At 69.6% G+C, this 6,905-nt stretch carries 6 protein-coding genes; 1 reads left to right on the forward strand and 5 read right to left on the reverse strand.

Going from position 1 to position 6,905, the window contains the following annotated elements; all coding sequences use genetic code 11:
- Positions 1–782: 782 nt before the first annotated feature.
- Entirely contained in the window at positions 783–3,278 is a 2,496-nt protein-coding gene (locus tag NON22_RS18070) for a TonB-dependent receptor plug domain-containing protein (RefSeq protein WP_257388344.1), read from the reverse strand.
- A 404-nt stretch (positions 3,279–3,682) separates the two neighbouring features.
- On the opposite strand from NON22_RS18070, the gene NON22_RS18075 reads away from it, so the two are divergent.
- Entirely contained in the window at positions 3,683–4,405 is a 723-nt protein-coding gene (locus NON22_RS18075; protein ID WP_257388345.1) for a response regulator transcription factor, read from the forward strand.
- Positions 4,406–4,475: 70 nt separating this feature from the next.
- Here the strand turns inward: NON22_RS18075 and NON22_RS18080 are convergent, their stop codons facing one another.
- The 4 genes from NON22_RS18080 to NON22_RS18095 form a co-directional block, all read right to left on the reverse strand.
- Complete coding sequence (locus tag NON22_RS18080) at positions 4,476–5,144, reverse strand: hypothetical protein (RefSeq protein ID WP_257388347.1); 669 nt, start codon at positions 5,142–5,144, stop codon at positions 4,476–4,478.
- 54 nt (positions 5,145–5,198) lie between these two features.
- Positions 5,199–5,726, reverse strand: coding sequence for a hypothetical protein (locus NON22_RS18085; RefSeq protein WP_257388348.1), 528 nt, complete (start codon positions 5,724–5,726; stop codon positions 5,199–5,201).
- 66 nt (positions 5,727–5,792) lie between these two features.
- Positions 5,793–6,491, reverse strand: a complete 699-nt coding sequence (locus NON22_RS18090) for a hypothetical protein (protein WP_257388349.1) — start codon at positions 6,489–6,491, stop codon at positions 5,793–5,795.
- Positions 6,492–6,627: 136 nt separating this feature from the next.
- On the reverse strand, positions 6,628–6,905 hold a 278-nt coding region (locus NON22_RS18095; RefSeq protein WP_257388350.1), incomplete at its 5' end, for a hypothetical protein.

The raw sequence follows: 6,905 nt of genomic DNA on the forward strand, positions 1-6,905 counted from the left end.
AGGCGCCGGCGTGGCGGCCGGCGGCGGGGTCGGCGTGGTAGCCGGTGCAGCGGCCGGAGCCGGCGCGGCGGCCGGCTTGGCCGGTTCGGGCTGCTTCTGGCAGGCGGCCAGCGCGAGCACGGCGCAGGTCACGATCAGCGGGCGAGCAAAACGGTTCATCGGATTCTCCTCGTTAGCGATGGCATCGCCGGCAGGCGACGATGCTGCAACAACGTTGCGGCGGCGTTCGAACGAACATCCCCATCCGCCGCAGGACCGTGGTCAGACACGGCACGGGCCGCACTCTAGCGCAGCCGCATCGGCTTTTCGTGTCCGTAAGATGAACGAAACGACGAGGCCGGCCGCGGGCGCGACGGCAGGCCGGTAGCGAGCCCGCAGCGGTCGCGACAAAACCCGCGCGCGTCCGCACACGGGCCGCGCGGACCGCGCAAGCATTCCGGCAAATCGCCGCAGCACGGTTGCGGCGATGTCGGGTCATCGAGCCTCTGGCGCGCGGCTGCGGCCGGTGCGTATCCGGGCGTTGCGCCCCGAGGCCGGCGCCGCTACTGGATGGTGCCGTGGGGGCCTCGGCGCTGCGGCCGGCAACACCACGATGGCGACACCGACTGATGCCGCCGCTCGCGCCGGCGCCACGATCGGGCGCCAGCGCGGTCCTTGCCGTCCCGGTTCCCTGCTGCAACCTGGACCGGAATCGCGATCCGGCCCATCGCCGTCGGCAGGCGATGGACCGTCCCTGCGCAAGCGGACTCCCGCGTGGCAAACCGCCGGTTGCCGGTTGCCCGTCAGAAGCGGTAGTTCAGCCGCGCGTAGTAGTAGCCGCCGTTGATGCCGAACGGCAGGGTTTCCCAGCCGTACTTGAAGCCGAGATACGGGAACGGATTCTCGCCGGGGCCCGAGGATTTCCACTTGTCCGGATAGACGTCGAAGATGTTGTTGCCGCCGATCGTCAGGCGCAGCGCGTCGCTGAAGCGGTAGCTCACCGACAGGTCGGTCAGCCACTTGCCGCCCCATTTCTGCTTGAGTCCCGGCGTGAAGCCTTCGCCGGCGACCGAGCCGTAGTAGTTGAAGGCCAGGTCCGTGAGCCAGGCGCCGCTGCCGTAGTTCGCGCCCAAGGTCGCGCGCTGGCGCGGCTGGCCTTCCTCGATCAGGGTCACCTGTTCGCGGCTGAACAGCACCGAGGCCGGCAGGAACGTCGACGGCGAGTTGATGCGCAGCACTTCGGTCTCGTTGAAGTCGAACGCGCCCGAGAGGCCCAGGCGTGCGCCGTTGCTCAGTTCGGTCGTGTATTCGGCGACGACGTCGACGCCGCGCGTCTTGGTGTCGATCGCGTTGGTGAAGAACGTCGCCTGGCCCACGTGCAGCGGCCGCAGCAGCAGCGCGATCGGACAGACGGCCGGATCGTTGCAGTTCTCGCTGCCGGCTTCGGGGCCGATGTAGCTCGAGAACACGATGCGGTCGTCGATGTCGATCTGGTAGACGTCGGCGGTCAGCGAAAAATCGTTGCTCGGCTTCCAGACGAAGCCCAGCGAATAATTGTCCGACGACTCCTCCTTGAGCGGCTTGACGCCGAACGCGCGCGCGACGGCGCTGCCCTGGCGCGCGGTGATCGTGTCGGTCAGGGTGCCGTCGGCGTTGAGATTGGTCGACACCTGGCTGAAGAACTGCTGCTGCACGCTCGGCGCGCGGAAGCCCTTGGACACGGTGCCGCGCAGCGAGAACGCGTCGGTGAAGTTGTAGCGCAGGCTCAGCTTGCCGGTCGCGTTGTTGCCGAAGTCGCTGTAGTCCTCGAAGCGCGCCGCGGCGCCGATCAGGAAATTCTTGGTCACGTAGGACTCGGCGTCGACGTAGACGCCGAGGCTGCGCCGGCTCGCGTCGATCTCGGTCGCCGGCGTGAAGCCCGGAAAGCCCTGGATGCCGGCCGCGGCGACGCCGCCGGCCGCGTTGGTGATGACGATGTTCGGATTGTTCGTGCGGCCGTACTGGTAGGACACCGGATCGCCGGCGACGATCTGGTAGCCGTCGCGGCGCCATTCCGCGCCGAAGGCGAGGTACAGCGGTTCGGCGCCGATGCCCCAGTCCACGTCGCCGGTCAGGTCGAAATTCGCCGTGGTCTGCTTGAAGCGCAGCTTGCCGTCGTCGGCCGAGGTCGGCGTCTCGGCGTAGATGCCGCCGCCGGGCCTGGGCTCGTAGTAATAGCTGACGTTGGCCGTGTTCGCGGACGCGAACTCGAACTGGTTCCAGCCGCGATTGACGCTGAAGTCCCACTTCCACGAATCATTCAGCGCATGGCGGTAGCCGACCGCTAGCGAGCGGTCGTCGGTGGTCGTCAGCAGGGTCGGCAGGAAGCCGTTCGGATACAGCTGCGGAATCGTGCGGCCGTCGCCGGCCGTGCGGAAGAAGCCCGAGGAATTGCCGTCGCGCTGCGACGCGCCGCCGAATGCATAGAGCTCGCCGCCGGCCAGCGGCAGCGCCGCATTGAGCCAGAGCTGCTTGCTTTCCATGTCCGCCTCGCCGAGACGCTGGGTCACGCGCGGCGGATCCACGCGCAGGCTGTCGGGACCGGCGCGGTTGGTTTCCAGGCGCTTGAGATAGTCCAGGGTCAGGTTCAGGAAACCGCCGTCGCCGAGCTTGAAGCCGGTGTTCAGCGCGCCGCGGTACTGGTCACCGTCGCCGGCATAGGTCTCGCCGACCTCCACGCCGATGTCGGTGTGGTCGGTCTGGTCCTTGAGGATGATGTTGATGACGCCGGCGATCGCGTCCGAACCGTATTGCGCCGACGCGCCGTCGCGCAGCACTTCGATGCGCTCGATCGCGGCGATCGGAATCGTGTTGATGTCGGTGCCGGCCGAGCCGCGGCCGATGGTCTGCTGCACGTTGACGAGCGCCTGCTGGTGGCGGCGCTTGCCGTTGACGAGCACGAGCACCTGGTCCGGGCCGAGGCCGCGCAGGGTCGCCGGCCAGATCAGGTCGGTGCCGTCGCTGACGAAGCTGGTCGGGAAGTTGAACGACGGCGCGAGCTTCTGCAGCAGCTTGCCGGTCTCGAGCGCACCGGTCGCTTCGATGGCTTCGCGGCCGATCACGTCGACCGGCGCGGCGGTATCCGTGTCCGAGCGGTTGCCGGCGCGCGTGCCGGTCGACACCACGTCGACGGTTTCCAGCCGCTGGTCGTCGCGGCCGGCGGTGTTCTGGGCCTGGGCCGGCAACGCGGCGATGCCGGCGACCAGGGCGAGATACAGCGTCGCGCGCGCCGGCGCGCGGCGCAGGACGGATACGTTCATGCGTAGACTCCCCGTTTCATTTGGCCACGCCCTACCGTTCCTGGCCGTTTTACCGGTAGGAAACGTGGTCACTGGATTCCCCCGCCCCCGCGGGTGCGACTGGCGCGGCGCCAGTGTCGCGAATCGATGCAGTGGTGTACAGACGTGGATAGGTACGTTTTGACATATGTCGCAGAACCATGCGGCGTCTCAGGTTCTGTCGCGGCGCCGGCCTAGTCTGACGGCCAGCCGCGGTGCCGTCGTCCGGTCGCCGCCGGCACCGCGGCGCGGCGTAAGGTTTCCGTAAGGTGCGCGCCGTTAGCCGTCGTGCCGGCAGTGGCAGCGGGTCCGCGCGGTAAGGTCGGCGTAAGGCGTCGTCGGCGCGGTGCAGACACCCTGCGGCCATTCTTCACCGGAGTGGTTCCATGGACGCCTGGCAGATCCTGATCCTCGACACCGATGCCGATGCGCGGCGCGGCCTGGCCAGCTATCTCGGCAGCCGCGGCTATCGCGTCGCGGGAGCCGCGACGGCCGCCGAGCTCTGGCGCCAGCTCGAGCGGCGCACGGTCGACGTCTACGTGATCGATCTGCGCGCGTTCGACGATCCGGCCGCGGCGCTGAGCCGCCTGCGCAGCCTGACGCGCGCTGCGATCATCGCCGGCGACACGGCCGACGAACGCCTCGGCCGCATACTCGCGCTGGAGATCGGCGCCGACGATGCGTTGCCGCTGCCGTTGTCGCCGCGCGAACTGCTCGCGCGGATCCGCGGCTTCCAGCGCCGCGCGCTGGCCGCGCGCGGCGGCGACGACGTCGACTACGCGTTCGACGGCTGGCTGTTCCGGCCGGCCCAGCACCACCTGATCGGTCCCGACCGCGACGTGCGCCGGCTGACGCGCGGCGAATGTGCGTTGCTGCGCCTGCTCGCGGCGTCGCCGCGCAAGCTGATGAGCCGCGCGCGGCTGCTGCAGGCGGTCAATCCGACGACCGCGGTCACGACCGCGCGCAGCGTCGACGTCGTCGTCGCGCGGCTGCGGCGCAAGCTCGGCGCCGCGCGCACGCTGATCGCCGTCGAACGCGGGCTCGGCTACCGGCTCGACTGCGAGGTGTCGCGCCGCGCGGCGGCGTCGGCGATGTTCGACGTGGAGTGAGACGTATCGTGCATGCAGCCGGGCATGCCGATGGGAAAGATGCGCCGCCTGCGTTCGCGTCCGCGACGGCTCAGCCGGATGTCGCGTAGAAGCTGCCGAGCGTGCTGCTGTAGCGCGCGGTCTGGTTCGGCGCCGCGGCGGAGAACTGCAGCAGCAGGGCCGGGCTGAAGACCTGGCGCGTGCCGACCATCGCCGCCGTCGTCGCCGGCGTGCCCACGATCATGCCGGTCTGCAGGCCGCTGGCGAGATAGACCCAGAGCGCCTGGCTCGCGGTGAATTGCGTGATCTGCTGCGCCGGGACGGTCTGCGCGTTCAGCGGCTGCAGCGCGCCGGCGGCGCCGCCGTCGATCGCATAGGACTGGGCCAGGCCGCCGAGCACGGACGCGGCCGTCGCCGCCGGCACCTGGTTGACGAGCTGCACGGTCGTCGTGCCGAGGCCCGCGTCGGGCACGGGACCCTGGAAGCCGGTCGTCGTGTAGCGGTAGTCGCATTGCCAGGTCACCGGCGTCGTCGCGGCGACGGCGACGAGATTGCCGGTCGCGTTCGGCGTGTTCGATGCGTACAGCGCGTAGTCGTCGTTCCAGCTCACGGTATGCGACGGCGCGAGCGTAATGACGGCCCAGGTCACGCAGCGGCCCGCATCGGCGAGGCGGCGCACGATCACGATCTGTTCGCCGGCCTGTTGCAGGGTCGGCAGGTCGGTCGCGTCGATCTGCAGGGTCAGCGTATAGGCGGTCATGGCGATGCGCCGTAGCGCCCGGACCTCGCGGTCCGGGCGCGCGTGGCTAGGAGCTCACGGACAGGCCTGCGCGTTGCAGGTGTTCAGATAGGTCTGCGCGACCGCATTGCTCAGGCGGCCGGCCGCCAGCGCGGCGAGAAAGCCCGCGCGACAGGCCGTCGCGCCGCCGGCCGGCACCTGCGGCACGGCGTTCAGGCGGGCGACCCAGTTGTTGATGTTGACGTTGCAGACCTGGGCCGGCTGGCCGGGCGCGATCGTCAGGCCGGCGCCGCCGGCCGGCGGCCAGTTGCCGGCCAGGATGGAATTGCCCTGGCAGCTCGGCGGGTTGACGTCGGTGCGCACGGTGACGTGCAGCGCGGTGACCGCGTTGAACGTCGTGTGCACGTCCGGATTCACGCCGCTGAGCTCGCAGACCCAGAGGTTCTGCGTGGTCGGGCTCAGGCTGCGGCAAAGGCCGCTGTTGGCGGCGTTGCCGTAAAGGGTCAGCGCGTCGCAGACCGGCACCTGCGCCTGGCACAGCGGCGCGGCGAGCAGCAGTACGAGAGCGGCCAGCGCGTAGCGGCCGCGAAGAAGGAAAGACATGACAGCCTCCTGGAAAGACGGCGGCAAGGCGCGCGCCGCCGGGGCGGACGGCGCGCGCGGACGGGATCAGAACAGCAGCGGCGTCGACAGCTCGACGTTCGGGTGGTCGGCCATCAGCTTGCCCTGGGCCGACACCGGCACGAACACGCCGAGGCTCGCGTCGTACTTCAGGCTCAGGTCGTTGACGCCGCCGCCGAAGCGGGCCTTGGACGTCTTGCCGGTGATCGTCGTGATGATGGTCTCGCTGGCGAACTGCGACTGCAGCCAGATGTAGACCGTCGAGAACGGCGTCATGTTGGCGAACTGCGTGGCGAGCACCGGCGTGGCCGAGATCGGCTTGCGCTCGGCCGGCTTCTGGTTGATCAGCGCCGACTGGGTCAGGCCGAAGGTCAGCACCGGATAGTTCGAGCTCGGCATGTCGTTCTGCGCGCCGTACGAACCGCGCGCGACGCCGCCGCTGGAGAACGGGCCGTTGAAGGTCGCGGCCGAGGTGAAGGTGTAGCTCGCGCCGTCCTGGGCCGGCACGCCGGTTTCCGACAGCTTGGTGATCGCCGCGCCCTGCTGCACGGCGGTCGTCGAGGCGTAGATGCCGTATTCCTCGCTCCACTGCACCTCGGTGCTCTGGAACGGGTCGATCGACAGCCAGACCACGTTCGGCGAGCTGTCGGAGTTGACCGGCTTGGCGAGGGTGATGCGCTGGCCGGCGGTGCGGATGACGCTGAGATCGGCGGGATCGATCAGCAGTTGCAGGCGATAGTCGGGCATGGGAGTGCTCCAGGGAAGATTGAGGCCGCCGCGGCGGCGCTAAGGGTTCTGCATCGGGCGGCGTCGCCGCCGCGGTGCAGGAACAGCCTATTCCGCCGCCTGTTGCACGAAATCACATTGCGCACAGGGATCCGTTTCAACATGTAACATAGTGCGGTTCGCGGCATTTCCGCTCGCGTCGAGACCGATCGCTTCGCCGTCTCGCGCCGTGATACGGCGGCGTGCCGCGCCGTTCCTTCTTCGTCGAGTGGTCGTGCCATGCGCGATGCGTACCGAGACTCCGGCCCGGCGGACGCGCCGCGCGCCGCTTCGCTGCGAGGCCCTGCGCGATGAGCGCCTTGCCGTCTGCCGCCGCGCCGCCGGTTGCGGCGGCAAGGCGCTTCCGCGTCGGCGACTGGCTCGCCGACGCCGCGG

The sequence above is a fragment of the Tahibacter caeni genome (genome assembly GCF_024609805.1).
In the GTDB taxonomy this organism is placed as follows: domain Bacteria; phylum Pseudomonadota; class Gammaproteobacteria; order Xanthomonadales; family Rhodanobacteraceae; genus Tahibacter; species Tahibacter caeni.

What these genes read in the sequence shown, in the direction of transcription:
- NON22_RS18070 (WP_257388344.1), bottom strand. Translation starts at nt 3,278, where the DNA reads ATGAACGTATCCGTCCTGCGCCGCGCGCCGGCGCGCGCGACGCTGTAT.
- NON22_RS18075 (WP_257388345.1), top strand. Translation starts at nt 3,683, where the DNA reads ATGGACGCCTGGCAGATCCTGATCCTCGACACCGATGCCGATGCGCGG.
- NON22_RS18080 (WP_257388347.1), bottom strand. Translation starts at nt 5,144, where the DNA reads ATGACCGCCTATACGCTGACCCTGCAGATCGACGCGACCGACCTGCCG.
- NON22_RS18085 (WP_257388348.1), bottom strand. Translation starts at nt 5,726, where the DNA reads ATGTCTTTCCTTCTTCGCGGCCGCTACGCGCTGGCCGCTCTCGTACTG.
- NON22_RS18090 (WP_257388349.1), bottom strand. Translation starts at nt 6,491, where the DNA reads ATGCCCGACTATCGCCTGCAACTGCTGATCGATCCCGCCGATCTCAGC.